Source organism: Bacillus cereus group sp. BfR-BA-01408, from assembly GCF_022663305.1.
Taxonomy (GTDB): domain Bacteria; phylum Bacillota; class Bacilli; order Bacillales; family Bacillaceae_G; genus Bacillus_A; species Bacillus_A pacificus.
Map to the genome: position 1 here is coordinate 1 of NZ_JAKUFF010000249.1, position 286 is coordinate 286.

Genomic DNA, 286 nt, shown 5'->3' on the forward strand with positions numbered 1-286 from the left:
CCCGACAGGAGCGACAGGTCCAGCAGGTACTGGTGGCGCAACAGGTTTAACTGGTGCAACAGGCCCAACGGGAGCAACAGGTTTAACTGGTGCAACAGGCTTAACAGGCCCAACAGGAGCAACAGGCTTAACAGGTCCAACAGGAGCAACAGGCCCAACGGGAGCAACAGGTTTAACTGGTGCAACAGGCTTAACAGGAGCAACAGGAGCAACAGGTGGCGGAGCTATTATTCCATTCGCTTCGGGTACAACACCAGCTGCGTTAGTTAACGCATTAGTAGCAAAT

General features: G+C 53.5%; 1 pseudogene. It reads left to right on the plus strand.

Features of this window, described 5'->3' with window-relative positions:
* Positions 1-286, plus strand: a pseudogene (locus MR083_RS27165) (exosporium glycoprotein BclB-related protein); the annotation flags it as partial.